At 73.2% G+C, this 25,311-nt stretch carries 23 protein-coding genes and 1 riboswitch; of the genes, 10 read left to right on the top strand and 13 right to left on the bottom strand.

The window, feature by feature from the left end:
- Window positions 1–25 precede the first annotated feature (25 nt).
- Window positions 26–1,174: an ROK family transcriptional regulator gene (locus tag KJK29_RS33000; protein WP_215122814.1), complete on the top strand. Its 1,149-nt coding sequence runs from the start codon at window positions 26–28 to the stop codon at window positions 1,172–1,174.
- A 103-nt stretch (window positions 1,175–1,277) separates the two neighbouring features.
- On the opposite strand, the gene KJK29_RS32995 is transcribed toward KJK29_RS33000, so the two are convergent.
- Window positions 1,278–2,039, bottom strand: a complete 762-nt coding sequence (locus KJK29_RS32995) for a GntR family transcriptional regulator (protein ID WP_215122813.1) — start codon at window positions 2,037–2,039, stop codon at window positions 1,278–1,280.
- Between the two features lie 168 nt (window positions 2,040–2,207).
- Window positions 2,208–3,092 (bottom strand): RNA polymerase sigma-70 factor, encoded by an 885-nt coding sequence (locus tag KJK29_RS32990; protein ID WP_215122812.1) that lies wholly within the window; start codon window positions 3,090–3,092, stop codon window positions 2,208–2,210.
- 110 nt (window positions 3,093–3,202) lie between these two features.
- On the opposite strand from KJK29_RS32990, the gene KJK29_RS32985 reads away from it, so the two are divergent.
- The 5 genes from KJK29_RS32985 (at window position 3,203) to KJK29_RS32965 (ending at window position 9,420) form a co-directional block, all read left to right on the top strand.
- Window positions 3,203–3,856, top strand: a complete 654-nt coding sequence (locus tag KJK29_RS32985; RefSeq protein ID WP_215122811.1) for an NADPH-dependent F420 reductase — start codon at window positions 3,203–3,205, stop codon at window positions 3,854–3,856.
- Between the two features lie 129 nt (window positions 3,857–3,985).
- A complete protein-coding gene (locus KJK29_RS32980; protein WP_215122810.1) occupies window positions 3,986–4,816 on the top strand; it encodes an alpha/beta fold hydrolase in 831 nt (276 codons plus the stop codon).
- A gap of 48 nt (window positions 4,817–4,864) precedes the next feature.
- Complete coding sequence (pdxR, locus tag KJK29_RS32975; protein WP_215122809.1) at window positions 4,865–6,304, top strand: MocR-like pyridoxine biosynthesis transcription factor PdxR; 1,440 nt, start codon at window positions 4,865–4,867, stop codon at window positions 6,302–6,304.
- Window positions 6,305–6,442: 138 nt separating this feature from the next.
- Entirely contained in the window at window positions 6,443–8,017 is a 1,575-nt protein-coding gene (locus KJK29_RS32970; RefSeq protein ID WP_215122808.1) for an alkaline phosphatase D family protein, read from the top strand.
- Between the two features lie 206 nt (window positions 8,018–8,223).
- Window positions 8,224–9,420 carry a GNAT family N-acetyltransferase gene (locus KJK29_RS32965; protein WP_370869215.1) on the top strand — a complete coding sequence of 399 codons (1,197 nt, stop codon included), beginning with the start codon at window positions 8,224–8,226 and terminating at the stop codon, window positions 9,418–9,420.
- Here KJK29_RS32965 and KJK29_RS32960 read toward each other — a convergent pair.
- Complete coding sequence (locus tag KJK29_RS32960; RefSeq protein ID WP_370869214.1) at window positions 9,327–10,646, bottom strand: trans-sulfuration enzyme family protein; 1,320 nt, start codon at window positions 10,644–10,646, stop codon at window positions 9,327–9,329. The genes KJK29_RS32965 and KJK29_RS32960 overlap by 94 nt on opposite strands.
- An 84-nt stretch (window positions 10,647–10,730) precedes the next feature.
- On the opposite strand from KJK29_RS32960, the gene KJK29_RS32955 reads away from it, so the two are divergent.
- Both KJK29_RS32955 and KJK29_RS32950 read left to right on the top strand, forming a co-directional pair.
- Window positions 10,731–11,222 (top strand): Lrp/AsnC family transcriptional regulator, encoded by a 492-nt coding sequence (locus tag KJK29_RS32955; protein ID WP_215122806.1) that lies wholly within the window; start codon window positions 10,731–10,733, stop codon window positions 11,220–11,222.
- Between the two features lie 31 nt (window positions 11,223–11,253).
- On the top strand, window positions 11,254–12,945 hold the full coding sequence (locus tag KJK29_RS32950; RefSeq protein ID WP_215122805.1) for a DUF885 domain-containing protein: 1,692 nt from the start codon (window positions 11,254–11,256) through the stop codon (window positions 12,943–12,945).
- A 162-nt stretch (window positions 12,946–13,107) separates the two neighbouring features.
- Here the strand turns inward: KJK29_RS32950 and KJK29_RS32945 are convergent, their stop codons facing one another.
- The 10 genes from KJK29_RS32945 to KJK29_RS32900 all read right to left on the bottom strand — a co-directional run bounded on the left by KJK29_RS32945 (window position 13,108) and on the right by KJK29_RS32900 (window position 23,324).
- Window positions 13,108–13,626: an immunity 21 family protein gene (locus KJK29_RS32945; RefSeq protein WP_215122804.1), complete on the bottom strand. Its 519-nt coding sequence runs from the start codon at window positions 13,624–13,626 to the stop codon at window positions 13,108–13,110.
- Window positions 13,627–13,693: 67 nt separating this feature from the next.
- Window positions 13,694–16,687 carry an AAA family ATPase gene (locus KJK29_RS32940; RefSeq protein ID WP_215122803.1) on the bottom strand — a complete coding sequence of 998 codons (2,994 nt, stop codon included), beginning with the start codon at window positions 16,685–16,687 and terminating at the stop codon, window positions 13,694–13,696.
- Complete coding sequence (locus tag KJK29_RS32935) at window positions 16,684–17,847, bottom strand: exonuclease SbcCD subunit D (RefSeq protein ID WP_215122802.1); 1,164 nt, start codon at window positions 17,845–17,847, stop codon at window positions 16,684–16,686. The genes KJK29_RS32940 and KJK29_RS32935 overlap by 4 nt, the downstream gene beginning before the upstream one ends.
- Window positions 17,848–17,955: 108 nt before the next feature.
- Entirely contained in the window at window positions 17,956–18,582 is a 627-nt protein-coding gene (locus KJK29_RS32930) for a YigZ family protein (RefSeq protein WP_215122801.1), read from the bottom strand.
- 114 nt (window positions 18,583–18,696) lie between these two features.
- Entirely contained in the window at window positions 18,697–18,981 is a 285-nt protein-coding gene (locus tag KJK29_RS32925) for a hypothetical protein (RefSeq protein WP_215122800.1), read from the bottom strand.
- A 124-nt stretch (window positions 18,982–19,105) separates the two neighbouring features.
- Window positions 19,106–19,651, bottom strand: coding sequence for a SixA phosphatase family protein (locus KJK29_RS32920; RefSeq protein ID WP_215122799.1), 546 nt, complete (start codon window positions 19,649–19,651; stop codon window positions 19,106–19,108).
- Window positions 19,648–20,373 carry a hypothetical protein gene (locus KJK29_RS32915; protein ID WP_251057991.1) on the bottom strand — a complete coding sequence of 242 codons (726 nt, stop codon included), beginning with the start codon at window positions 20,371–20,373 and terminating at the stop codon, window positions 19,648–19,650. The genes KJK29_RS32920 and KJK29_RS32915 overlap by 4 nt, the downstream gene beginning before the upstream one ends.
- Window positions 20,374–20,485: 112 nt before the next feature.
- Entirely contained in the window at window positions 20,486–21,298 is an 813-nt protein-coding gene (locus KJK29_RS32910; RefSeq protein WP_215122798.1) for an ABC transporter ATP-binding protein, read from the bottom strand.
- The gene (locus KJK29_RS32905; RefSeq protein WP_215122797.1) at window positions 21,295–22,308 is read right to left on the bottom strand and encodes a FecCD family ABC transporter permease; all 1,014 of its coding nucleotides are present in this window, start codon (window positions 22,306–22,308) and stop codon (window positions 21,295–21,297) included. The genes KJK29_RS32910 and KJK29_RS32905 overlap by 4 nt, the downstream gene beginning before the upstream one ends.
- Window positions 22,305–23,324, bottom strand: a complete 1,020-nt coding sequence (locus tag KJK29_RS32900) for an ABC transporter substrate-binding protein (protein ID WP_215122796.1) — start codon at window positions 23,322–23,324, stop codon at window positions 22,305–22,307. The genes KJK29_RS32905 and KJK29_RS32900 overlap by 4 nt, the downstream gene beginning before the upstream one ends.
- Window positions 23,325–23,394: 70 nt before the next feature.
- Window positions 23,395–23,584, bottom strand: a riboswitch (cobalamin riboswitch).
- An 81-nt stretch (window positions 23,585–23,665) separates the two neighbouring features.
- On the opposite strand from KJK29_RS32900, the gene KJK29_RS32895 reads away from it, so the two are divergent.
- Window positions 23,666–24,079, top strand: a complete 414-nt coding sequence (locus KJK29_RS32895) for a CoA-binding protein (protein ID WP_215122795.1) — start codon at window positions 23,666–23,668, stop codon at window positions 24,077–24,079.
- Between the two features lie 8 nt (window positions 24,080–24,087).
- The gene (locus KJK29_RS32890; RefSeq protein ID WP_215122794.1) at window positions 24,088–25,311 is read left to right on the top strand and encodes a 4-hydroxybenzoate 3-monooxygenase; all 1,224 of its coding nucleotides are present in this window, start codon (window positions 24,088–24,090) and stop codon (window positions 25,309–25,311) included.

Here is a 25,311-nt window from a genome sequence, read left to right as displayed (position 1 = left end):
CGCGCGCGACCTGGGAGGACGGACGGTGGGGCGGCTGACCGGCGGGGATCCCTCGCTGCTGCGAAGGATCAATTCCGCGGTGGTGCTGCACGCGCTGCGTGCCACGGACTGCGCGACGCTGACCGAGATCACCCGGGTGACGGGGCTGTCCCGGCCGACCGTGGAGGGCGTCGTCGAGGGGCTCATCGAGGCCGGGCTCGTCGTCGAGAAGGCGGCCGAGGAGGGTGCCGCACGGCGGCAAGGGCGCCCGGCGCGGCGGTTCCGGTTCCGGGCGGAGGCCGGGCATCTGCTGGGGCTGGAGATCGGACCGCACCGAGTGGCCGCGCTGCTGGCCGATCTGGACGGCCGGGTGATCGGCGCCCAGGCCAAGGACGTGTCCGAGACGGCGGGGGCGGACGAGCGGCTGGAGCGGCTGCGCGGGGCGGTCGCCGAGCTGCTGCGGCGCGCGGGTGTGGCGCGGGGCTCGCTGCGGGCCGTGGGTGTGGCGACGCCCGGGATCGTCGAGGCGGACGGCACGGTACGGCTGGGCACCGCGCTGCCGGGGTGGACGGGGCTGCGGCTGGGCGAGCGGCTGAGCCGGTCCTTCAAGTGCCCGGTGCTGGTCGAGAACGACGCCAACACGGCGGCCGTCGCCGAGCACTGGAAGGGCGCGGCCACCGAGTCGGACGACGTGGTGTTCGTGCTGGCGGGGCTCAGCCCGGGCGCCGGTGCGCTGATCGGGGGGCGGCTGCACCGGGGCTACGGCGGGGCGGCCGGCGAGATCGGCGCGCTGCATCTGCTGGGCCGGGAGGTCACGCCCGAGACCCTGCTCTCCACCACCGACGAACCCCTGCACCCGCTCGACGAGCAGGCGGTCGCCGAGGTCTTCGCCCAGGCCCGCGAGGGCGACCAGCGGGCCCGCGCGGCCGTCGACCGTTTCATCCAGCGCCTGGTCCACGACGTGGCGGCCCTCGTCCTCGCCCTCGACCCGGAACTGGTCGTCATCGGCGGCTGGGCAGCGGGCCTGGACGGCGTCCTCGACCCCCTCCGCCGAGAACTCTCCCGCTACTGCCTCCGCCCACCCGAGGTGACCCTCTCCCGCCTAGGCGACGCGGCAGTGGCCACCGGCGCCCTACGCCTGGCTCTGGACCACGTGGAGGAACAACTCTTCGCGGTGGAGCAACGCCCGCTTTAGTAGGGGCGCGGGGCTGTGTCGATATGCGGCTCCGCCGCGTGGGCGCGACAAGCCACAACGCGCCCGCGGCCCCCCACTCACCACACCCCCACGGCGCAAAGGTTCAAGACGCCCGCTGCTCAGGCCCGTCATGAATCTCCACCCCACCCGAATCACCGAAGGTCAACCGGCACGTGTCAGCACGATACGTCGCAACCGACAGCGCAGCCGTACGCCCCCCGACAACAAACCGAGTCGTCACCACAAGAACAGGAGCCCCAGGCAGCCGATCCAGCTCCTTCGCGTCGTCGGCGCCGGCAGAGCCGAGCTCCACCGCGTTCTCCTGCCGCGCCGGCTCCAGCCGCTGCAGCTCCCGCAGCACCGCACGCGCGCGTGCCGCTCCGGACGGCGCGTCGATACCGGAGAGCTCGGGCACCGACGACCGCGGAATGTAGAGGAGTTCGGCGGCCACCGGCCGGCCGTTCGACACCCGGGAGCGGCGCACGACATGGACGGCCTCGTCACGCCCGGTCCCCAGCGCCTCGGCGACAGCCGCCGACGGCACCGCGGCGACGCAGTCGACGGGCTGCCAGGCGTCCTCGGAACCGCCGGGCCAGGTGTGCGGGCCGGTGCCGAGGGAGACGCCCACGCGCGGCGGCGCGACGGTCGTGCCGACACCTCGGCGGCGCTGCAGCCTGCCTTCCAGTTCGAGCTGTTCCAGGGCCTGGCGGAGCGTGGCGCGGGCGACACCGAAGCGGGCCGCGAGGTCGCGCTCGTTGGGCAGGATCTCCCCCACGGAGAACTCCGAGTCGAGCGCTTCACTGAGCACGGTCTTGAGATGCCAGTACTTCGGTTCCGGCACCGATTCCAGCTGCGTGGTCCCCACCCTGTCCTCCGCAATCGCCGTGGTCGGCGGCGTTTTAGCGCCCTTGTTTTTTAAAGGTTGTTTCACTTCTCTGCGACCATAGGACGGCCCTGATCCTTGGTCAAGACCAATGGCCGGGAACGTTCACGGGGCGTTCACGCGCGGTCTACGGGGCGACAGCGGCGTCGGCTATCCGGCGGCCAGCGACCGCAGCTTGTCGGGGTTGCGGACGATGTAGACCGCCTGGACCTGCCCGTCGGCGACGTCGAGCTGGAAGACGGAGTCGGGCTTGTCGCCGGACAGGACCAGCACGGCCGGGCCGCCGTTGAGCTCCAGGAAGCGCACGGAGAAGTCCGGGACGCCCTTCTGCGCGGCGCCGACGAGGAACCGGCCCACCTTGTCCGCCGTGTCGAGGACCCGCAGCGGTGCCCGCGCCTTGCCGCCGCTGTCGCCGACGAGGCGGACGTCCGGGGCGAGCAGCGCCATCAGCCCTTCGAGGTCGCCCTCGCCCGCCGCGGCGAGGAAGCGCTCGGTGAGGTCGCGACGCTGGGCGGGGTCGACCTCGTAGCGGGGACGCCGCTCCTCGACGTGCTTGCGGGCCCGTCCGGCGAGCTGCCGTACGGCCGCCTCGCCGCGGTCGAGCATCGCGGCGATGTCGGCGTACGGGAAGCCGAAGGCCTCGCGCAGCACGAACACGGCGCGCTCCAGCGGTGACAGCGACTCCATCACGACGAGGACGGCGAGGGAGACGGAGTCGGCGAGCACGGCGCGCTCGGCGGTGTCCGGCACGGTGTCGCCGAAGTCCGTGACGTACGGCTCGGGCAGCCACGGGCCCACGTACGTCTCCCCACGGGACTTGATCTGGCGCAGCCGGTCGATGGCGAGGCGGGTCGTGATCCGTACGAGGTAGCCGCGCGGTTCGCGCACATCGCCGCGGTCGCTGCCCGACCAGCGCAGCCAGGCCTCCTGGACCACGTCCTCCGCGTCGGCCACGCGGCCCAGCATGCGGTAGGCGACGCCCAGCAGGACGGGGCGGTGTGCTTCGAAGAGGTCGGTCGCGGTCTCGGTGGTCACGGCTCCATCCCAGCCCACGGGTGCGGCCCTGTCCAGGCGGAATCGCCCCTTCCCGGACAGAATGACCGACAGGACGCCGGTGATCGCCGGCACGCTTCCCGGAGGTGGCGATGCGGTACGCGGTGCTGGGCACGGGCGAGGTCGGGCGCACCCTCGGCGGTCGGCTGGTGGAGCTGGGGCACGAGGTGCGGCTCGGTTCGCGTACGAGGGAGAATCCGGCCGCGCTGGAGTGGGCCGCCGCCGCGGGTGCCGGGGCGGGCGCGGGGACGTTCGCGGAGGCGGCGGCGTTCGGTGAGGTCGTGGTGAACGCGGTGGGCGGGCGGGTGGCCCTCGCCGCGCTGGAGGCGGCGGGGGCGGAGAACCTCGGCGGGAAGGTCCTCGTGGACGTCTCCAACCCGCTGGCGTTCGAGGAGGGCGAGCTGCGGCTGTCGCCGGTCGGGTCGGACAGCGTGGGCGAGCAGATCCAGCGGGCGTTTCCGCACGCGCGCGTGGTGAAGTCGCTCAACACCGTCAACTGCCGGGTGATGGTGGATCCGGCGCGGGTGCCGGGCGAGCACGATGTGTTCGTCTGCGGGGAGGACGAGGGAGCCAAGGAGCAGGTGACGGCCCTGCTCGGGGAGTTCGGCTGGCCTCGGGAGCGGGTGCTCGATCTCGGTGGGATCCAGGCGGCGCGGGCTGTGGAGATGTGGCTGCCGCTGTGGGTCGGCCTGATGCGGAAGTTCGGGCACGGGGACTTCAACCTGGAGCTGCGCCGGGCCCGTTGAGCGGTCCGGGCCGCAGCGGTCGAGCGGTCCGGGGCCGTGAAGGTGCCGTCGACTCGGGGCTACCCGCCGGTAGCAATTGCTGACAAGCTGTCTACAGCGTCCGTCAGCGAGTACAGCCGAGGAGCACCCATGTCCGCCACCGTCTCCTTCAAAGTCGCCTCCGCGCACGGCGAGCAGCACGTCACCCTGGCCTACACACGCCGGGGCAGCGGCGACCCGTTGCTCCTGCTGCACGGCATCGGCCACCACCGGCAGGTGTGGGACCCGGTGATCCCCGCGCTGGCGGCCGAGCGGGATGTGATCGCCGTGGACCTGCCCGGGTGCGGCGAGTCGCCGGCGCTGCCGAACGGCATGGCGCACGATCTGCCGACGATGAACACCGTGCTCGTGGCGCTGTGCGAGGCGCTGGAGATCGAACGGCCGCATGTGGCGGGCAACTCGCTGGGCGGTCTGCTGGCCCTGGACCTGGCCCGGGCCCAGCTCGTCCGGTCCGTCACCGCGCTGTCCCCCGCCGGGTTCTGGAACGAGGCCGAACGCCGCTACGCCTTCGCGGTGCTGATGACGATGCGGCAGATCGCTCAGCGGATGCCCCTGCCCGTCGTCGAACGGCTGGCCCGTCCCGCGCTCGGCCGGACACTGCTGACGAGCACCATCTACGCCCGCCCGGGCCGCCGTGCGCCCGAGGCCGTGGTCGCCGAGACGCTGGCCCTGGCCCGGGCGCAGGGGTTCTCCGAGACCCTCCGCTCCGGCAGGACCGTGCGGTTCGGCGACGACATCGTGGGCACCCCGGTCACCGTGGCCTGGGGCAGCAAGGACCGGCTCCTCGTCCCCCGCCAGGGCGTGCGGGCCAAGGGCGTCATCCCCGGAGCCCGGCTGGTACGGCTGCCGGGCTGCGGCCATGTCCCGATGAACGACGACCCGGCCCTGGTCGCCAGGGTCGTCCTCGACGGCAGCCGCTGACCCGGACCGGGGCCTGCGCGCGGCGAGGAGCCTTTAGGGTCTCCCTTCATGAAGCCACCGCAGAGCGCTCCGGGCGGAGGTGCCGCGTCCGCTGCCTGGGAGCTGCTGCTCCCCGCCGCCGCGGCACCGGCACGCACGCGTGGCCGGTCCCTCCAGGCGGCGCTGCGCGAGGCGGTCCGCTCGGGGCGGCTCGCGCCGGGCACGCGGCTGCCGTCCAGCCGGGATCTCGCGGCGGACCTGGGGGTGTCGCGGGGACTGGTCACGGAGGCGTACGAACAGCTGACGGCCGAGGGCTATCTGCGCAGCGGCCGGGGCGCCGGGACCTGGGTGGGCGCGGCCGCGCGGGCCGCCCGGCCGCGGGCGCGCGACCTCGCCCCGCGCTCCCCCGGCGCCCGCGCGGACTTCGTGCCCGGCACGCCCGACCTGTCGCTGTTCCCGCGCTCGGCGTGGGCCGCCGCGCAGCGCGACGTCCTGGCGGAACTGCCGCACCAGGACCTGGGATACCCCGATCCGCGCGGGCTGCCCCGGCTGCGCACCGCGCTGGCCGGACTGCTCGCCCGGCGGCGGGGCGTGGTGGCCGACCCGGAGCGGATCGTGGTGGTCTCCGGGGTCGCCCAGGCGACGACCCTGCTCGGTTTCGCGCTGCACGCGCGCGGGGCGCGTGCCGTCGGGGTGGAGGATCCCGGCAGTCCCCAGCACGACGCGCTGTACACCTCGGCCGGGGTCACCGCCGTGCCGCTGCCCGTGGACGGCGAGGGGATCGCCCTGGAGCCGCTGCGGGCGTCGGGCGTACGGGCCGTGGTGACGACTCCGGCCCACCAGTTCCCCACCGGCATCGCCTACTCGGCCGACCGCCGGGCCGGGTTGCTGGACTGGGCACGGGAGGTGGACGGCATCGTCCTGGAGGACGACTACGACGGCGACTTCCGCTACGACCGCGCCCCCGTCGGCGCGCTCCAGGGCCTCGACCCGGACCATGTGGCCTACACGGGCTCCGTCAGCAAGTCCCTCGCGCCGGGGCTGCGGCTGGGCTGGCTGCTGGTGCCCGAGTCCTGGGCGGAGGAGATCGTCGAACGCAAGCGCACCATGGACCTCGGCCACCCGGCCCTCGACCAGGCCGTGTTCGCCCGGTTCCTGGAACGCGGCGACTACGACCGCCAGCTCCGCCGCTGCCAGCGCGCCTACCGCGAGCGGCGTGACGCGCTGGCCGCCGCCCTCACCGAGCACTTCCCCGGCTCGGAGGTGTCCGGGATCGCGGCGGGCCTGCATGTGATCGCCACGCTGCCGGAGCGGTACGGCCCCGAGGAGCGCTTCCTCGCGCGCGTGGCCGAGGCCGGGGTGGCGGTACGCCCGCTGTCGTCCTGCGCCCACCCGCGCCCCGGGGGCGCCGAGACGAAGAAGGTGCGGCTCGTCCTGGGCTACGCCCATGTGCCGCCCGCCCGGATCGCCGAGGGCGTACGGCTGATGGCGCAGGCGGCCACCGGGTGACTCCTGCGGGCTCGCCCGTGCGTGCCGGTTCCCCCGCCCCTGGGGTCAGTTGTTCACTTGGGGTTCGTGTGTGCGCTGCGGCGTGCCAGTAGTTGTGGCTCTGCACACTGGCCGGATCCCGTCCCTGGAGGCGTATCCATGTCACACCGTCCGTTCCCCGGGCGCCGTAGCGTCCTGCGGGGTTCCCTCGCCGCGTCGGCGGCCCTGTCCCTGCCCACCGCTCTCGGAGCGGCGCCGGCCTTCGCCCGGTCCGGGCGTCCGAAGGCGGGGTGGGGTGTGCAGGCGGGCGACGTGACCTCGGACTCCGGGCTGGTGTGGGTGCGCTCCGACCGGCCCGCCCGGATGATCGTCGAGACGTCGGCGACCGAGTCGTTCCGCAACCCGCGCAGATGGCACGGCCCCCTGCTGGGCCCCGGCACGGACTTCACCGGCACGACCCCGCTGCGCGGACTGCCCTCCGGAGAGCAGATCCACTACCGGGTGCTGCTCGCCGACCCGGACGACCCGCGCCGCACCGGCGAACCGGTCACCGGCAGCTTCCGCACCGCGTCCGTCAAACGCCGCGACGGCGTACGGTTCGTCTGGTCGGGCGACCAGGCCGGACAGGGCTGGGGCATCAACCCGGACCTCGGCGGCTACCGGATCTACGACGCGATGGGCGCCCTGGACCCGGACTTCTTCCTCTGCAGCGGCGACAACATCTACGCCGACGGCCCGCTCACCGAGACCGTGGCCCTGCCCGACGGGCGGACCTGGCGGAACATCACCACCGAGGAGAAGGCGAAGGTCGCCGAGACCCTGGCGGAGTTCCGCGGCAACTTCCGCTACAACCTCCTGGACGAGAACCTGCGCGCCTTCAACGCCCGGGTCCCGTCCATCATCCAGTGGGACGACCACGAGGTCACCAACAACTGGTACCCGGGCGAGATCCTCGGCGACACCCGGTACACCGAGAAGAACGTGGACGTGCTCGCCTCCCGCGCCCGCCAGGCGTTCTCGGAGTACTTCCCGATCTCCACGCTGCGCCGCCCGAGCGGCCGGGTCCACCGCGTGCAGCACCACGGCCCGCTGCTGGACGTCTTCGTCCTGGACATGCGCACCTATCGCAACGCCAACTCGACGGACGACCAGCCCACCGACGCGCAGGGCATCCTCGGCCGCGAGCAGCTGGAGTGGCTCAAGCGCGAACTGTCCCGCTCCCGGGCGGTGTGGAAGGTGATCGCCTCGGACATGCCGATCGGTCTGGTCGTCCCGGACACCGGTGACGGCAAGCCGAACATCGAGGCCGTCGCGCAGGGCGACCCCGGCAAGCCGCTGGGCCGCGAACTGCAGATCGCCGAGCTGCTGCGGTTCATCAAGCACCGGCGGATCACGGGCACGGTGTGGCTGACGGCCGATGTGCACTACACCTCGGCGCAGCACTACCTGCCGTCGAAGGCCGCCTTCACCGACTTCGAGCCCTTCTGGGAGTTCGTCTCGGGCCCGCTCAACGCCGGTGCCTTCCCGGCGAACACGCTCGACGGCACCTTCGGCCCGGACCGGGTGTTCATCAAGGCGCCGACGACCGCCAACGTCTCCCCCGCCGGCGGCTACCAGTTCTTCGGCGAGGTCGACATCGACGGCGGCAGCGGCGAACTGACGGTGCGTCTGCGCGAGCAGGACGGCACCGTGCTGTTCACGCAGGTGCTCCAGCCGGGCCGGGTCGGCCAGTAGGTTCCAGTGGGTCCATGGGGGCCCTGGGGTCCATCAAGTACGGAGCGCAACGTTTGAAGGCTCGATAAAGGGGGCAAACTGTCCCCTTTACCCGCCGGACACAGAGAGTTCGCGATCACGCAACACCGTTCCGTCACAGTGGGTGCATGACGCGAAAAATCACCGAAGCGACACACCAGAACGACAACTGCCGCCCCGCCACCCCGATGCGACGGTTCACCACGGCGTTCCGGGCCTGGCGGACACGACGCCACGAGAACGCGCCGCCGACGGACCATACCGAGTCCCCGGCACCGGAGCCGGTGCCGGGGGCGAGCACGCTGTGGCGGATGCGGACCACGGTCCAGGACGAGCCGGGGTCCCTGGCGGCGCTGTGCACGGCCCTCGCCGGGGAGCGCGTCGACATCCTGAGCCTGCAGACCCATCCGCTGGCCGACGGCACGGTGGACGAGTTCCTGCTGCGGGCCCCGGGTGAGCTGGCGGCGTCCGGCATCGCCACGGCCGTCCGGACCGCCGGCGGCACCGACACCTGGATCGAACGGGCCGACGCGCACGACCTGGTCGACGCGCCGACCCGGGTCCTGGGCCTCGCCGCCCGCACCGCCCTGGACGCGGCGGAACTTCCTCTGGCCCTGCGCCAGTTGCTGGGACGCTGCACGATCCGCTCCCAGCCCGCACCGGCCGGCGGCGACCGGGCGACCGACGGCGTGCCGGTGGAGGGCGCCCTCGACGACACCGTGCTGCGCCTGCGCGCCCCGGAAGGCGGAGTGATCACCGTGGAGCGGCCGTACCTGCCGTTCACCCCGACCGAGTTCGCCCGGGCCAGGGCCCTGGTGGAACTGGACGCCCGGCTCGGCCCGCGCCTCCCGCGCGGCCGGGACGTGCTGACCCTCGCCGAGGGTGCCGACATCACCGTGCGCCGGGCCGACACCCGTGATCTGGAGCCGGCCCGGGCCATGCACGAGCGGTGCTCGGACCGCACGCTGAGGCTTCGCTACCACGGTCCGGTCGGTGACGCCGACCGGTATCTGAACCATCTGCTCAGTCCCCGCTTCGGCCGTACGCTCGCCGTGCAGACCGCGTCGGGGCGGGTGGTCGGGCTCGGGCATCTGCTGTGGGACGGGGACGAGACGGAGGTCGCGCTGATCGTCGAGGACGCGTGGCAGCGGCGGGGCGTGGGTGCCGAGTTGCTGCGCAGGCTGGTGGCGATGGCGGTGGATGCCGGGTGCGCGAGTGTGTATGCCGTGACGCAGGCGTCGAACACCGGCATGGTCGCGGCGATGCGGGGGCTGGGGCTTCCTCTCGACTATCAGGTGGAGGAGGGGACGCTGGTGATCACGGCGCGGCTGGGTGAGCGGGTTGCGTCGGGTGCGGGTGAGTTGGGGAGTGCGTCGGCGCCGTAGGGGGTTTCGTCGGTCGGCGGGTGCGGGTGCGCTGTGGCTGGTCGCGCAGTTCCCCGCGCCCCTAGGAGGGACCTGTCCAGGTCCGCCCAGAGGTCCTCTACGTCCTCCAAGCCCACCGACATCCTCAGCAGGCTGTCACTCACCCCGGCGTCCTGTCGGTCGTCCGCGTCCACGATGCGGTGGCTGATGGACGCCGGGTGCTGGATGAGGGTGTCGACGCTGCCGAGGCTGACGGCGGGGGTGATGAGGCGGACTCCGGCGATGACCTCGTGGGGGTCGCCGTGCACCTCGAAGGAGACCATCGCGCCGCCGATGCGCGGGTAGTGCACACGGGCCACTCGCGGGTCGGCGGCCAGGCGGCGGGCGAGTTCGGCGGCGTTGGCGGAGGCGGCCCGGACCCGTACGGGGAGGGTGGACAGCCCCCGCAGCAGCAGATAGCCGGCCAGGGGGTGCAGCACACCGCCGGTGGCGAACCGCACCTGGCGGAGCCTGCCCGCGAGCTCCTCGTCGCAGGCGATCACGCCCGCCAGCACGTCGCCGTGCCCGCCGAGGTACTTGGTGGCGCTGTGCAGCACCAGCCGGGCGCCCTGCTCGGCGGGGCGCTGGAGGACGGGTGTGGCGAAGGTGTTGTCCACAAGCAGCGGCACCGAACCGCAGGCGTGGGCGACGGCCCGCAGGTCGACCTCGGCGAGCGTGGGGTTGGCCGGGGACTCCACCAGGACCAGACCGGTGTCGGGGCGCAGCGCGTCGGCGATTCCGGCCGGGTCGGTCCAGGTCACCTCCGAGCCCAGCAGCCCGGCGGTCAGCAGATGGTCGCTGCATCCGTAGAGCGGACGTACGGCCACGACGTGCCGCAGCCCCATCGAGGCGCGTACGAGGAGGACGGCGCTGAGCGCGGCCATGCCGCTGGCGAACGCGACCGCCGCCTCGGTGCCCTCCAGACGGGCCAGCGCGGTCTCGAAGCGGGCGACGGTCGGGTTGCCCAGCCGTCCGTAGACGGGCGGGCCGTCCGGCTCCGAGCCCGTGGCGGCGAAGGCGTCGATCCGGGCCGCCTCGCCGCGGCTGTCGTACGAGGGGTAGGTGGTGGACAGGTCGATCGGCGGGGCGTGCAGCCCCTGCCGGGCGAGGTCGTCCCGACCGGCGTGCACGGCCTCGGTGGCGAGAGCGCGCGGTGTGGTACCCGAACGCGCGTCCATCCTCATGCCCATGTCCATGCCCGTGTCCATGTCGATGCCCATGTCGATGTCCATGGAAGGGAGGGTGAACACTGACCGGTTCTGCGCGGAGGAATGCCGTGTTACGTTCGGTCGATGGCCGAATCTGTCGTACTGGACCCGGTGGATCTCCATCTTCTGCGGCTGTTGCAGAACGACGCCCGGGCGACGTACCGGGATCTCGCCGCGCAGGTCGGCGTGGCGCCGTCGACCTGTCTGGACCGGGTGACCCGGCTGCGCCGCTCGGGCGTGATCCTCGGGCACCGGCTGGAGCTCGATCCGGCCAAGCTGGGGCGGGGCCTGGAGGCGCTGCTGTCGGTGCAGGTCAGACCGCATCGGCGGGAGCTGGTGGGACCGTTCGTGGAGCGGATCCGGGCGCTGCCGGAGTCACGGACCGTGTACCACCTGACCGGCCCGGACGACTATCTGGTCCATGTCGCGGTCGCCGACATGGCCGATCTGCAGCGGCTCGTACTGGACGAGTTCACCTCGCGGCGGGAGGTCGCGCGGGTGGAGACCCGGCTGATCTTCCAGCAGTGGGAGTGCGGACCGCTGCTTCCGCCTTCGCCCTCGGCTCAATCCGGATGACGTGCGCGTGCCGTCGTACGAGGATGGCGGCATGTCTGAGATCAAGAGCCCGCTGCCCCGTGAGGTCGCCGACGCCTACGTCGACGAGCTCATCGCCCTCGACCCGATCACCGGCACGTTCCTCGGCGTGAAGGAGAGTTCGAGCAGGCTGCCCGACACCTCGCCCGCGGGCCAGGAAGCCTCCGCGGAGCTGGCGCGCCGGACGCTGGCCCGGCTGGACGAGGCCGAGCGGCTGCCCGGCGCGGACAGTGAGATCGAACGCCGCTGCGGACGGCTGCTGCGCGAGCGGCTCGACGCCGAACTGGCCGTGCACGACGCCGAGGAGAGCCTGCGCTCCGTCAGCAACCTGAGCTCCGTCGCCCATGCGGTGCGCCAGGTGTTCACGGTGACACCGGCGCAGACGGAGGAGGACTGGACGGCGATCGCGGAGCGGCTGCGCGCGGTCCCGGCCGCGCTGGAGGGGTACCGGCAGTCCCTGGCGCTCGGCCTGGAGCGGAAGCTGTACGGCGGGCCCCGCGCCACGGCCACGTTCGTGGAGCAGCTCGGCGAGTGGGCCGACGCGGACGGCGAGGGGCAGGGCTGGTTCGAGCAGTTCGCGGCCGGGGGCCCACCGTCGCTGCGGTCCGAGCTGGACACCGCCGCCCGCTCGGCCACCGAGGCCGTGCTGCGGCTGCGCGACTGGATGCGGGACGTGTACGCGCCGGCGATCGAGGGGTCGCCGGACGTGGTGGGCCGGGAGCGGTACGCGCGCTGGGTGCGCTACTTCAACGGCACGGACCTCGACCTGGACGAGGCGTACGCCTACGGCTGGTCCGAGTACCACCGTCTCCTCGGCGAGATGAAGAAGGAGGCCGAGAAGATCCTGCCGGGCGCGGCCACGCCGTGGGTGGCGCTGGCGCACCTGGACGAGCACGGCACGCACATCGAGGGCGTCGACGAGGTACGCGACTGGCTCCAGTCCCTGATGGACGGGGCGATCGACGCGCTCGACGGCACCCACTTCGACCTGGCCGAGCGGGTGCGCCGGGTGGAGTCCCGCATCGCCCCTCCGGGCAGCGCCGCGGCCCCGTACTACACGGAACCCTCGGACGACTTCTCACGCCCGGGCTGCACCTGGCTGCCGACGATGGGCAAGACGCGCTTCCCGGTCTACGACCTGGTGTCGACCTGGTACCACGAGGGCGTCCCCGGCCACCACCTCCAGCTCGCCCAGTGGAAGCACGTGGCGCAGGACCTCTCCCGCTACCAGGCGAGCGTCGGCATGGTGAGCGCCAACGCCGAGGGCTGGGCCCTGTACGCGGAGCGGCTGATGGACGAACTGGGCTTCCTGACGGACCCGGAGCGCCGCCTCGGCTACCTGGACGCGCAGATGATGCGCGCCGTGCGCGTCATCATCGACATCGGCATGCACCTGGAGCTGACCATCCCGGACGACTCCCCCTTCCACCCCGGGGAGCGCTGGACGCCCGCGCTGGCCCAGGAGTTCTTCGGCTCGCACAGCAGCCGCCCCGCGGACTTCGTGGAGAGCGAGCTGACCCGCTACCTGTCCATGCCGGGCCAGGCCATCGGCTACAAGCTCGGCGAACGCGCCTGGCTCCTGGGCCGCGAAAACGCCCGCACCCGCCACGGCGCCGCCTTCGACCCGAAGTCCTGGCACATGGCCGCCCTCTCCCAGGGCTCCCTGGGCCTGGACGACCTGGTGGACGAACTGTCCAAGCTGTAACGCGGCCGACGCCAACAGTCCGCCTCATCCGTGGCCAGCCATGCGATGAGGCGGGCGGGCATCGGCCTCTCAGGGGCGCGGGGCTGTGCTGATATGCGGCTCCGCCGCGTGGGCGCGACCAGCCACAGACAACCCGCACACGCCAACGGCCGACACCCCCGGCTATCTGGGCGCCACCAACCGAAGCTGCACCAGCCCCAGCCACACCTCGGGCCCCGGCTGCACCCGAGCCGCCCGAACCGCATAACGCCCCGGCTCCAGAACAACCCGCACCCGGTCACTCCCCGAGGCCTCGCCTCCAGGCCAGGCCGCGTCGAACAGAAGCACCGGCCCAGGCACCTGCCAGGTGACCTCCGGTTCCCACTGCGCCGTCGCGACAGCGCCCGGCACGCTCGCCAGGAGCTCGCCCTCGGAGTTGCCCGCACACCAGCGCACGAACACACCCTGGTCGGGCAGATACGTGGTCGAGGCCGGTTCGTCGCCCAGTACCAGTGCCGTGCAGTCGCCGACCGGCAGCAGCCCGACGGGTCCGTCCACCTCACAGGCCCGGTCGTAGTCGGACGCGGTTTCCTCACCGTCCGCACCCGCCCAGAACGGCAGCACCGTCTCGGGCACCGCTATCAGCGGTCCGCCGCCCGACTCCACCCACTCCACCGTGCCCGGCTCCGCGTATCGCACCATGAGGCAAGAACCTACAATGCCAACTCGCGCCGCCGGGGCGGGGGTTAGGGCCTCCCCACAAATCCCCCTAAGTCCCGCGCTGCCGCAGCACCGATCCGGACCGGCCCTTGACGACCTCCAGCTGCGCGTGGATCCGCCGTCGCAGGTCGGCCACATGACTGACGATGCCGACGCTGCGGTCGCGTTCGCGCAGGGAGTCGAGGACGTCGAGGACCTCGTCGAGGGTCTGGTCGTCGAGGCTGCCGAAGCCCTCGTCGATGAAGAGGGTGTCCAGCCGTACACCGCCCGCCTCGTCCGTGACGACGTCCGCGAGGCCGAGGGCGAGGGCGAGGGAGGCGAAGAACGTCTCGCCGCCCGACAGGGTCGCCGTGTCCCGCTCGCGGCCGGTCCACGCGTCGACGACATGCAGTCCGAGTCCGCTGCGCCCGCGCCCGGTGCGGTCGTCGGAGTGGACGAGGGTGTAGCGGCCGGAGGACATGCGCCGCAGCCGTACGGTCGCGGCGGCGGCGACCTGTTCCAGCCGGGCCGCGAGGACGTACGACTCCAGGCGCATCCGGCGTTCGTTGTCCGCCGAGGTGCCGGCGGCGAGGCCGGCCATGCGGGCGACCCGGTCGTACTCCTCGCGCAGCGGCGCCAGTCGGCGTACCGAGGCGTTCGCCCGGGCGGACAGCCGGTCGAGTTCGGCGCAGCGCCGGGCGGCGGCGTCATGGGCGGAGGCGGCGTCGCGGGTCCGCCGGTCCGCGGCGGAGGCGGCCCGCTCCGCGCTCTCCGGGTCGGCGGGCCGCTGCCGGGCGGCGGCCGCGGTGTCGGCCTCGGCGAGAACGGCCCGGGCGGCGGCCTCCTCGGTCTGCCAGGCGTCAAGCCGCCGTTGCAGCTCGCGGTGGACGGCGTCGTCGAGAAGGGCGTCGGCCGCGGCCTGCGGGGTCTCGAAGCCTGCGCGGAAGGCGGCGTCGGCGAGCCGGGCGTCGGCGTCCTTGAGCCGCTGGGCGGTGTCCTCGGCGGCGCGGGCGGTGTCGGCGGCGTCCGTGAGCAGCGCGGTCCGCCGCTCCAGCTGCGCGGCCCGCGCGGCGACGCTGTCCAGGGCGCCCCGCGCCCGCTTCAGCTCCTCCTCAAGACCGGCCCGTTCCCGGTCCAGCCGCTCCCGGTGTCCGACCCGGGCGGCGGTCCGTACGGCGGCCTCCTGCCGGGCGGCGACGCGCCGTTCCTGCTCCTGCCCGGCCTGCCGCAGCCGCTCCCGCGCGGAGTGCAGTTCGGCGGCGCCTCGGCGGGCCTGCTCGTACTGCTCCTCCAACTCCTCTGCCTCGTCGAAGAGTTGCTCGGTGGGTGTGTCACCGGCCTCGGCGGTGGCCGCCGCCAGCGCCTCCCGTACGTCGCCCAGCCGCCGCTCGTCCGAGGCGCGCCGTTCGTCGGCGCTCTGGTAGGCGGCCAGGGCGTCTTCCTCGGCCTCGCGGTCGACGTGCCCGGCGTCCTTGCGGGCGGGGGCGGGGTGTTCGGTGGCACCGCAGACGGCGCAGGGCTCGCCGTCGGTGAGGTGCGCGGCCAGTTCGGCCGCGATACCGGTCAGGCGCTGTTCCTTGAGGTCGAGCCAGTGCTGTTTGGCGCGCAGCATCCGCTCCTGTGCGTCCCGGGCGCGGGTGATGGCCTCGTCGGTGTCCTGGGTGAGCCGGTCGCGCCGCCGAGCCGCGGCCAGCCGCTGCCGGGCGGGCTCGCGCCGTACGTCGAGCTGTTCGGCGAGTGAGGCGGCCTGCTGCGCGGAATCCACCCGGTTCTGGAGCCCGGTGCGGGTCTCCTCCCAGCCGTCGAGCCAGTCCTCCGCCTCGCGCAGCACGTCAGCGTCAGCCCGCTCCTGGCGGTCCAGGCCGGCGCGCTCGTCGAGGAGTTCGGCCAGCCGTCGCTCGGCGCGGCGGGCCGAGTCCAGTCCGCCCAGTTCCTCGGCGGCCCGGCGCGCGGCCGTGGCGAGTCCGGCCGCGCCCGCGTCGGCGAAGCTCTCGGGCAGCAGGGCACGCGCGCGTGCCTCGGCGTCGGCGGCCCGCCGGTGTTCGGCGTCGGCGGACTCCCGCAGATCCAGGGCGGGCGCGACCTTCTCGGCCTTGCGGGCCCGCTCCATGGTCGCCTGGGCCTCGCGGTACGCCTCGGCGCCCTGCTCCAGGCTCGCCGTCCGTTCCTGAGCGTCCGCGAACCGCTTCTGCAGCCGGGCGAGTTCGCGTACGTCGTCGAGGGCCCGGCCGGTGACGGCCTGCGCGGACTCGGCGGCGTAGAGCGTGCACTCGGTGACGGTGAGCTGTTCCCGTGCGGTGCTGCGGGCTACGGCGGCGGCCCTGAGCACGGCCTCGGCCAGCCCGGGTTCTCCGGGGTCCAGGTCCGGCAGCTCCATGGCGTCGCCCGCGGCCTGCTGCATCCGGTGGGCGTCGGCCAGCAGATCGGCGTCGCCGTCCCGCACCTGGGCCTCGGTGGCCCGGCGCCGCTCGGCGAGGCGTTTCTCGACGTCGGCGAAGCGCCGGGTGTCGAACAGGCGGCCGAGCAGTTTGCCGCGGGCCTCGGCGTCGGCGCGCAGGAACCGGGCGAAGTCGCCCTGCGGCAGCAGCACGACCTGGCAGAACTGCTCCCGGCTCATGCCGAGAAGCTGGGTGATCTCCTCGCCGATCTCCTGGTGGGAGCGGCTGAGGTCCTTCCAGGCGGCGGCTGTCGCGTCGTACTCGCGGAGCCAGGTCTGGGCCTTGTCGAGTGTCGTGCCGGTCCCGCGCTTCTTGGGGCGCTCCCAGGGCGGCTGGCGGGTGATCTCCAGCCGGCGTCCGGCGACGGTGAGTTCGAGGGCGACCTCGGTGCGGATCGCGGGCGCGGCGTGGTCGCTGCGCAGGGTCGCGCCCTGTCCGCTGCCCTGCCGGGCCCCGGGCACCGAGCCGTACAGGGCGTAGCACACGGCGTCGAGGACGGACGTCTTGCCCGCGCCGGTGGGTCCGTGCAGCAGGAACAGCCCGGCGGTGGACAGCTCGTCGAAGTCGACGCTCTGGGTGCCTCCGAAGGGGCCGAAGGCAGTGACCGTGAGCCGGTGGAGCCTCACCGGGCCACCTCCCCTACGGTCTCGTCGGCGCGGACCGCGTCGAACGCGTCCCGCAGCACGCCCTGTTCGTGGGCGTCGGGTCCGGCGCCGCGCACATGGGCGACGAAGTCCTCGGCGATCTGCTGGTCGCTGCGGCCGACGAGGCGCCGGGCGTACGACACGTCGGGGTCGTCCTCGGTGCGGTCGGGGTCGAAGACGAGGCTGAGCGTGTGCGGGAAGCGCTCGGTGAGCCGGGCCATCGGGTCGGCGGGGCGGACCGGGTCGGTGAGCGTCGCCTCGACCCAGGACTCCTCGTCGCCCGCGTACTCCGGGTCGGCGAGCAGGTCCTCCAGCGGGCCCCGGATCCGGGCGAGGGGGCGCGGCACGGGGCAGTCGACGCGCTCGGCCTCGACCGACCCGTCGGCGTCCAGCTCGATCAGCCACATGCTCTTGCGGTGCCGGGCCTCGGAGAAGGAGTAGGGCAGCGGCGACCCGGAGTAGCGGACGCGCTCGGTGAGGGTCTGGCAGCCGTGCAGATGCCCGAGGGCCACGTAGTCGACGCCGTCGAAGACACCGGCGGGTACGGCGGCGACACCACCGACGGTGATGTCCCGCTCGCTGTCACTGGGCTCGCCGCCGGTGACGAAGGCATGCGCGAGGACGACGGAGCGGGTGCCGGGGGCACGGGCGGCGAGGTCGGCGCGGACCCGGTCCATGGCGGCGGCGAGCACGGCCTCGTGCCCGGCCTTCGCCACGCCGAACTCGTCCTTCACCAGGGCCGGTTCGAGATACGGCAGGCCGTAGAAGGCCACGTCTCCATGGGCGTCGGCCAGCACCACCGGGGTGCCGGCCGCCGACGGCTCGGTCCGCAGATGGACGCCGGCCCGCCCGATCAGTCCCGCCCCGACGCCCAGTCGGCGGGCCGAGTCGTGGTTGCCGGAGATCATAACGGTCGGCACGCCGAGGTCGGCGAGCCGGTGCAGGGCGTCGTCGAACAGCTCGACCGCGGCGAGCGGCGGAACCGCCCGGTCGTACACGTCCCCCGACACGACCACCGCGTCCACGGCCCGCTCCCGCACGGTCGCGACGAGATGCCCGATGAACTCGGCCTGGGCATCGAGCATGTTCACCCGGTGGAACGACCGGCCGAGGTGCCAGTCGGATGTGTGCAGCAACCTCATGATCCCCCGAGACTAACCGCCGGGTCCGACGTCACGGGCGGTTACTCCCGTATCGACCCGTCATCGGCCGCTCCAGCCGCGCCTTTCCTGCCCGCTTGGTCCGGATCGTCAGATATCGCCGTACGCCTCCCCGCCCGTCTCGAAGCGGGCCGTGCCGGAGGTCACATCCGCGAGCCAGGCCCGGAAGGCGTCCACATCCGCGTCCGGGAGGGCGATCTCCATCGTGACGGCCTCGCCGTAGCGCACGTCCCGTACCTCACGGCCTGTGGTGCGCAGGTCGTTCTCCAGTCTGCCCGCCCGCTGGTGGTCGACGGTGACGGTGGCCAGGCGGAATCTGCGGCGGGTGCGGGTGCCGAGGGTGTCCAGCGCCTCGCCGACCGCTCCGCCGTACGCCCGGATGAGCCCGCCGGCGCCGAGTTTGACGCCGCCGAAGTAGCGGGTGACGACGGCGACGGCGTACCGCATGTCGCGGCGCAGCAGCATCTGGAGCATGGGGACGCCGGCGGTGCCGCCGGGTTCGCCGTCGTCGCTCGCCTTCTGGACCGAGGCGTCGGCGCCGATGACGTAGGCCCAGCAGTTGTGGTTGGCGCCGGGGTGCTCCTTGCGGACCGCGGCGATGAAGTCCTGGGCCTCCTGCTCGGTGGCCGCCGGGGCGAGGGCGCACAGGAAGCGGGAGCGGTTGACCTCGGTCTCGTGCACGCCGGCGCGGGCGACCGTGCGGTATTCGTCCTGCATCCGGCCAGCGTAGTCCCGTGGTGGAGAGCGTTCCGACGGGCCGGACGTCCGTCTGCGCATGCGCGAACGGGGGCCTGCGACGCCTCCGGTCAGCCGGATGGGCCGAGACCTCCGCTACGAGTGGGCCACGACCTCGCCGGCCGTGACCTGGGGCGGATGGGGCAGCAACTCGGCAAGGCGTTCCCGTACGAAGCCCCCCGCCCTTTCGGTCGACTCCTCGGCGCCGGCCCGGTCTTCGAAGACGCTGGTCGACACCATCACCCCGCCACCGGCGTCGACCCAGTAATAGGCCACGAAACCCCGGACCTCGCGGAGGAGCGGCACGAAACCCTCGTTCACCCGGCGTCCCGCCTCAGCCGGGTCGGTCACCCCTTCGTACCGCCGAATCACCGCGTGCATGGGTGGTCTCCTCATGGTCGCAAGGCCGCTTTCTCGCAGACGGCGTACCCGCTGCGGCTGTGGCGCCCAGCACCAGCCCGGCGCACATCACCGGAATGGCCCCATGCCTGTGCGTGCTCCTCGGCTACTTCTCCTTCCGGCCCCTGGGCACGATGACGGACATGAGCAGGGCCGTGCCGGGAGTGAGGGACCGCCAGGTCGTGCCGTGCCAGGACAGGACGGCGATCGCCGAGGTGGGGAATTTCGTACGGACCCGCTCCAGGGTGTCGTCGAGGCCGTCGGCGGCGAGTGCCAGGACCAGTTCCTCCAGGCCGGGGTTGTGCCCGATCAGCAGCAGGGTCTCCACCTCGGCGGGCACCTCGTGCACGACGGCCAGCAGGCCGGAGGGGCCCGCGGCGTACAGCCGCCGGTCGTGGCGGACCGGCGGGGGCGTGCCCCACTGGTCGGCTGCCAGGTCCCAGGTCCGGCGGGCGCGTACGGCCGTCGAGCACAGCGCGAGATCCGGCAGGCAGTCGGTCTCGGCGAGGGCGCGCCCGGCCGCGGGGGCGTCCCGGCGGCCGCGCGGGGCGAGGGGGCGTTCGTGGTCGGCGACGTCCACGGGCCAGGCGGACTTGGCGTGCCGCAGGACGACCAGGCGGCGCAGTGGGCCGGTTCCGGCGCGCTCGATCATGAGGGTGATCCCAGGTCGCGGGTGAGGTCGAGGCCGAGGAGCCGGTCGGCGTACGCGTACGTCTCGAAGCGCGCGCCGTCGGGCAGCTCCGGGTCGGTCTCGACACCGTGCAGGACGTCCAGTACCCGGGGCACGTCCAGGTCATCCTCCCAGGCGTCGCGCAACCGCCCGCGCACCTCGTCGGGGACGGGCCGCGAGGGCCGCCGGGCCCAGTCGGCGACCGCGCCGCGCCAGCGGGCGAGGGTGCCCCGGGCCTCGTCGAACGCGGCCGTCTCCAGCCGGGCGGGGGCGCTGTGGTGCCGGGCGAGCAGGGCGAGGCGCAAGACACCGGGGTCGATGCCCTCCCGCGCGCCCGGGTCCTCGGGATGCGCGGGGGCGACATCGATCCGCACCCCGTCGATCGCCGCTCCGCCCTCGACGGCCACATGGACGGCCTGGGTCTCGCCCAGACCGGCGCTCACGTCGGGGCTGTCCTCGAACGGCCGGACGCCGAGGGCGGTGGCCTGCGCCCTCAGCTCGGCCTGCTGTTCTCCCCCGGTCAGCAGCGCCCACACCGGGGTGCCGCCGATTTCCAGGGCCCGGACGAGCAGGTCGGCGACGAGCAGCACGCGCAGGTTCGTGGTGTCGGAGCCGGGCGCGTGCACCTCGACACGGGTCAGGCCCCGGCGGGCCGGGGCGGCGTCGACCGGTTCGCCGGTACGGGCGTCGATGATGCGCAGCACGAGGCGAGCGTAGGCGGGTGGAGGGGCGCACGCGGGCAGGTTCGGCGTTTCCCGGTCACCGTGGCGGGAAACGCCCCTCCCCTGGCGTGCCCGCCACCCGGGCGTGGAGGTCTCAGGCCAGCGTGCCCAGGAAGCGCACGTGCGGCCGCTGTTCGGGCCCTTCTCGGGTGACGGCGGCCCGCACCCCGTACACCTGGGCGATGAGCTCTTCGGTGAGGACGTCCCCCGGAGCGCCGCCCGCCACGACCGTCCCGCCGCGCAGGACGACGACCCGGTCGCAGTACATCGCCGCGAGGTTGAGGTCGTGCAGCGCGACGACGGTGGTGACCGGCAGGCCGGTGACCAGGGCGAGCAGGTCGAGCTGGTGGTGGATGTCGAGGTGGTTGGTGGGCTCGTCCAGGAGGAGCTCGCGGGGTTCCTGCGCGAGCGCGCGGGCGATCTGCACCCGCTGGCGTTCGCCGCCGGAGAGGGTGTGCCAGGGCTGGCCGGCCCGGGCGGCGAGGCCGGTGCGCTCCAGGGCGGCGTGGATCGCCCGCTCGTCGTCCGCCGAGGCGGGTGTCCAGGCCCGGCGGTGCGGGACCCGGCCCAGCCGTACGACGTCCAGAACCGTCAGCTCGACCTGGGTGTCGGCCTGTTGCTCGACCATGGCGAGGCGGCGGGCGACGGTACGGCGGGGCAGGTCGCCCAGCGGCGTGCCGCCGAGGGTGACGACTCCGGCGGTCGGCGTGAGCAGCCCGGCCAGTAGCCGCAGCAGCGTGGACTTGCCGGAGCCGTTGGGGCCGAGGACGCCGACGGTGGAGCCGGGTTCGGGCGCGAGGGCCACGCCGTCGAGGATGAGGCGCCCGTCGGTACGGCGGCTGACCCGGTCGGCCCGCAGCCCGGCGTCCGCCGGTGCGTGGGTCTCACCGGCCTGTGTCTCGGTCATCGCACCCTCCGCGTCCGGTAGAGCACCGCCACGAACGCCGGCACCCCGATCAGCGAGGTCACGACCCCCACCGGTACCTCCTGCGGATCCAGGACCGTACGGGCCAGGGTGTCGACCCAGACCAGGAACACCGCACCGGCGAGGGCAGTGACCGGCAGCAGCCGGGCGTGCCCGGGTCCGGCCAGCGCCCGGGCGGCGTGCGGCAGGACGAGCCCCACGAAGCCGATCGCCCCGGCGGAGCTGACCAGCGCGGCCGTGAGCAGGGCGGTGACGCACAGCAGCACCAGGCGGGTGCGGGCCACGGACACCCCGAGCGCGGCGGCCGCGTCCTGTCCGAAGGCGAAGGCGTCGAGGGTACGGGCGTACGACAGGCACACCACCAGTGCCACGGCCAGGACGGCGAAGCACAGCCACACATCGGTCCAGCCGGCCCCGCCGAGCGAGCCGAGGAGCCAGAACAGCACGCCCCGGGTCGTCTCGGCGTCGGCGGCGGTCAGCACGACGAAGGAGGTGAGCGCGGAGAAGAGCTGCATGGCGGCGACGCCCGCGAGGACGACCCGGTCGGTGGTGTCGCCGAGGGTGTGGCTGAGCAGCAGGACCAGCGCGAAGGAGACCAGGGCGCCGAGGAACGCGCCCGCGGACACCGAGACGACACCGCCGCCCACGCCCAGGACGACGATGACGACCGCGCCGGTGGAGGCGCCGGAGGACACCCCGAGCACGAACGGGTCGGCGAGCGGGTTGCGCAGCAGCGACTGCATCACCGCTCCGCACACGGCGAGTCCCGCCCCGCACACGGCCGCGAGCAGGGTGCGCGGCAGCCGCAGCTGCCAGACGATCCCGTCCCGGATCGGCGTCAGGTCGGAGCTGCCGATCCCGAGGTGGGAGGCGACGACGGACCACACGTCCCCGACCCGGATGTCGGCCGGTCCGATGGTGATCGCCAGGGCCACGGAGACCACCAGCAGCAGGGCGCCCCCGACACCGAGCGCCGGTCCGCGGAGGGTCACTTCACGAGCCCGAACTCACGCAGTCCTGCCGCGACCTTCTCCACGCCCTCGACCGTGCGGATGGTCGGGTTCATGGCCTGCCCGCTGAGCAGCACGTACCGCTTGTTCTTGACGGCGTCCATGTTCTTGGTGGCCGGGTTGGACTCCAGGAAGGCGATCTTGCGCTTCGCCGACTCGGCGGTCTCCGAGTTGCGGGTCAGATCGCCGATGACGAGGACGTCGGGGTTGCGGTCGGCGACCGTCTCCCAGTTGATCTGCGGCCACTCCTCGTGCGTGTCGTCGAAGACGTTCTTCGCGCCGAGGGCGCGGGTCATGATGCCGGGCGCTCCGCAGCAGCCGGCCAGGTAGGGCGACTCGGAGTTGGCGAACCAGTACATGAGGGAGACGTCGGAGGCGTCGACGCCCTGGGTGGCCTTCTTCATCCGCTGCTGGAGGGAGGCCACGAGCTTGTCGCCGCGGTCCTTCACGCCGAACACGGTGGCGAGGTCCCGCACCTCGCCGTAGACGGCGTCGATGCCCAGCGGCTTGTCGCGCTTGCCGTCGCCGCCGCCCGAGTTGTCCTTGCCGGCGCAGTCGGACGGGGAGACGTAGGTGGGCACGCCGAGCTTCTCGAACTGCTCGCGGGTGGCGACGCCGCCCTTGCCGAGGGTGGAGACGAAGGACGCGGCGACGAAGTCGGGCTCGGAGTCCAGGACGCGCTCGAAGGAGGGGTTGTTCTCGGCGATGCGCGGGACCTTGGCGTTGGCCTTCTCCAGTCCCTTCATCACGGGGTCGGTCCAGGTGGCCGTGCCGGCTATTCGGTCGGCGAGGCCGAGGGAGAGCAGGATCTCGGTGGTGCCCTGGTTGAGGGAGACGGCGTGCCGGGGCGCCTTGTCGACGCGGACCTTCCGGCCGCAGTTGTCGAGGGTGGCGGAGGCCTTGGCCTTGTCGGGGGACTCGGAGCCTGCGCAGCCGGTCACGATCAGGGAGCAGGCCGCGAGCAGGACGGCGGCGCGGGCGGGTCGGGCGAGGGGCAAGGAAACCAGTCCTCAGACGTCGAGGGCCCGATCGCGGAGCCCGGTCGTACGGTGCTCCCCCACCGCCGGCCGGCCGCGGGGGCCGCCAGCAGGTCTTCGGACTCGGGTTCACCCGGTGCGGGGCGCCTTCCCGTACGACATACGAGCCGTTCAGTGGCCGAGGCCCCGCCCGTCCCCCTCACCGCTGCGCGTCAGTTCCGGATTCGCACCGGATTCCCTGACCCACGTACATGGGTTCGACTGGCCTCGGCAAGCTATCACGGAGGATCCGGGGGAATCACAGCGCACCCTGCGTCGTTGCCGGGACAGCAGCTCTTCCGCGACTCCCTAGGAGGCCGCCGGTGTACGGCGACGACGCAACGCTCCGCAGGATCCTCACCGAGCTCGGCGACACCTGGGCCGTGGTGGGCCTGTCGTCGAACCGGCAGCGCGCGGCGTACGGCGTAGCAGCCGTGCTCCAGCGCTACGGCAAGCGCGTCGTGCCCGTACACCCCAAGGCGGAGACCGTGCACGGCGAGCGGGGGTACGCGAGTCTGGCGGACATCCCCTTCGACGTGGACGTGGTGGACGTGTTCGTGAACAGCGACCTCGCCGGGGCGGTCGCGGACGAGGCGGTCGCGAAGGGCGCCGCGGCGGTGTGGTTCCAGCTCGATGTCATCGACGAGGCGGCGTACGACCGCACCCGGGCCGCAGGCCTGGAGATGGTGATGGACCGCTGCCCGGCGATCGAGATACCCCGGCTCGGGCCTTCATAATTGAGCGCATGATCCACGCCTCCTCCCCTGCCGACTCCGATGCCCCGCAACACTTCCCCGTCGTCGTCGTGGGCGCCGGTCCCGCCGGGCTGACGATCGGCAACATCCTGCGGGCCGCCTCCGTGGACTGTCTGGTACTGGAGACCGAGACCCGGGAGTTCATCGAACAGCGGCCACGGGCCGGTGTCATCGAGGAGTGGGCCGTACGGGGCCTGGAGAAGCGGGGCCTCGCCCGGAACCTGCTGGACCGCGCCGAGCTGCACACCTCGTGCGAATTCCGCTTCGACGGAGAGCGGTACCGGTTCCACTACGGCGAGATGACGGGCAGTCATCACTTCGTCTACCCGCAGCCGTTGCTGGTGACGGACCTGGTGCGCGAGTACGCCGACGTGCGCGGCGGGGAGATCCGCTTCGGGGTCCGGGACGTCGAGGTGCAGGACATCGACACCGACCGGCCGTCCGTGTCGTACACCTGCCCGGAGACGGGTGAACAGCGGGTCGTGCACTGCGACTTCGTGGCCGGCTGCGACGGGGCGCGCGGAGTGACGCGGGCCTCCTTGCCGCCGGAGCGGGTCCGGATCGCGCGGCACGACTACGGCATCGGCTGGCTGGCGCTGCTCGCCGAGGCCCCGCCGTCCGCCGACTGCGTACTGTTCGGCTGTCACGGACACGGCTTCGCGGGCCAGATGCCCCGCAGCCCGGAGGTGACCCGCTACTACCTCCAGTGCCCGCCGGGCGACGACCCGGAGAACTGGCCGCACGAGCGTGTCTGGGCGGAGCTGCGGCAGCGCCTCGGGGCGGCCGGTGTGCCGCCGCTGACGGAGGGGCGGCTGATCGAGAAGCGCGTCCTGGACATGCACGACTACGTGGTCGAGCCGATGGTGCACGGCCGGCTGTACCTCGCCGGCGACGCGGCCCATCTGGTCGCCCCCATCGCCGCCAAGGGCATGAACCTCGCGTTGCACGACGCCTTCCTGCTCGGCGACGCCCTGGTGGACCGCCTGACCGACGGGGACGACAGCGGCCTCGGCGGCTACGCGGAGGCCTGCCTGCGGCGGGTGTGGGACTACCAGGAGTTCTCACAGTGGCTGGCCGAGGTGTTCCACGGGGCGGCGTCGGGCGACCCGTACCGCGCGGGGACCTCGATCGCACGGCTGCGCCGCCTGTTCTCGTCGCCCGTGGCGGCCGCCGCCTTCGCCGAGCGGTACCTGGGGACGGCCGAGCGGTACTGA

This window comes from Streptomyces koelreuteriae, from assembly GCF_018604545.1.
GTDB lineage: Bacteria > Actinomycetota > Actinomycetes > Streptomycetales > Streptomycetaceae > Streptomyces > Streptomyces koelreuteriae.
This window is presented reverse-complemented; position numbering and strand designations above follow the sequence as displayed.

Coding starts and splice junctions, on each gene's coding strand:
- KJK29_RS32935 (WP_215122802.1), bottom strand. CDS start 17,847: ATGAGGTTGCTGCACACATCCGACTGGCACCTCGGCCGGTCGTTCCAC.
- KJK29_RS32890 (WP_215122794.1), top strand. CDS start 24,088: ATGATCCACGCCTCCTCCCCTGCCGACTCCGATGCCCCGCAACACTTC.
- KJK29_RS32910 (WP_215122798.1), bottom strand. CDS start 21,298: ATGACCGAGACACAGGCCGGTGAGACCCACGCACCGGCGGACGCCGGG.
- KJK29_RS32970 (WP_215122808.1), top strand. CDS start 6,443: ATGTCACACCGTCCGTTCCCCGGGCGCCGTAGCGTCCTGCGGGGTTCC.
- KJK29_RS32965 (WP_370869215.1), top strand. CDS start 8,224: ATGCGACGGTTCACCACGGCGTTCCGGGCCTGGCGGACACGACGCCAC.
- KJK29_RS32945 (WP_215122804.1), bottom strand. CDS start 13,626: ATGGTGCGATACGCGGAGCCGGGCACGGTGGAGTGGGTGGAGTCGGGC.
- KJK29_RS32930 (WP_215122801.1), bottom strand. CDS start 18,582: ATGCAGGACGAATACCGCACGGTCGCCCGCGCCGGCGTGCACGAGACC.
- KJK29_RS32920 (WP_215122799.1), bottom strand. CDS start 19,651: ATGATCGAGCGCGCCGGAACCGGCCCACTGCGCCGCCTGGTCGTCCTG.
- KJK29_RS32950 (WP_215122805.1), top strand. CDS start 11,254: ATGTCTGAGATCAAGAGCCCGCTGCCCCGTGAGGTCGCCGACGCCTAC.
- KJK29_RS32960 (WP_370869214.1), bottom strand. CDS start 10,646: ATGGACACGGGCATGGACATGGGCATGAGGATGGACGCGCGTTCGGGT.
- KJK29_RS32985 (WP_215122811.1), top strand. CDS start 3,203: ATGCGGTACGCGGTGCTGGGCACGGGCGAGGTCGGGCGCACCCTCGGC.
- KJK29_RS32925 (WP_215122800.1), bottom strand. CDS start 18,981: ATGCACGCGGTGATTCGGCGGTACGAAGGGGTGACCGACCCGGCTGAG.
- pdxR (WP_215122809.1), top strand. CDS start 4,865: ATGAAGCCACCGCAGAGCGCTCCGGGCGGAGGTGCCGCGTCCGCTGCC.
- KJK29_RS32955 (WP_215122806.1), top strand. CDS start 10,731: ATGGCCGAATCTGTCGTACTGGACCCGGTGGATCTCCATCTTCTGCGG.
- KJK29_RS32980 (WP_215122810.1), top strand. CDS start 3,986: ATGTCCGCCACCGTCTCCTTCAAAGTCGCCTCCGCGCACGGCGAGCAG.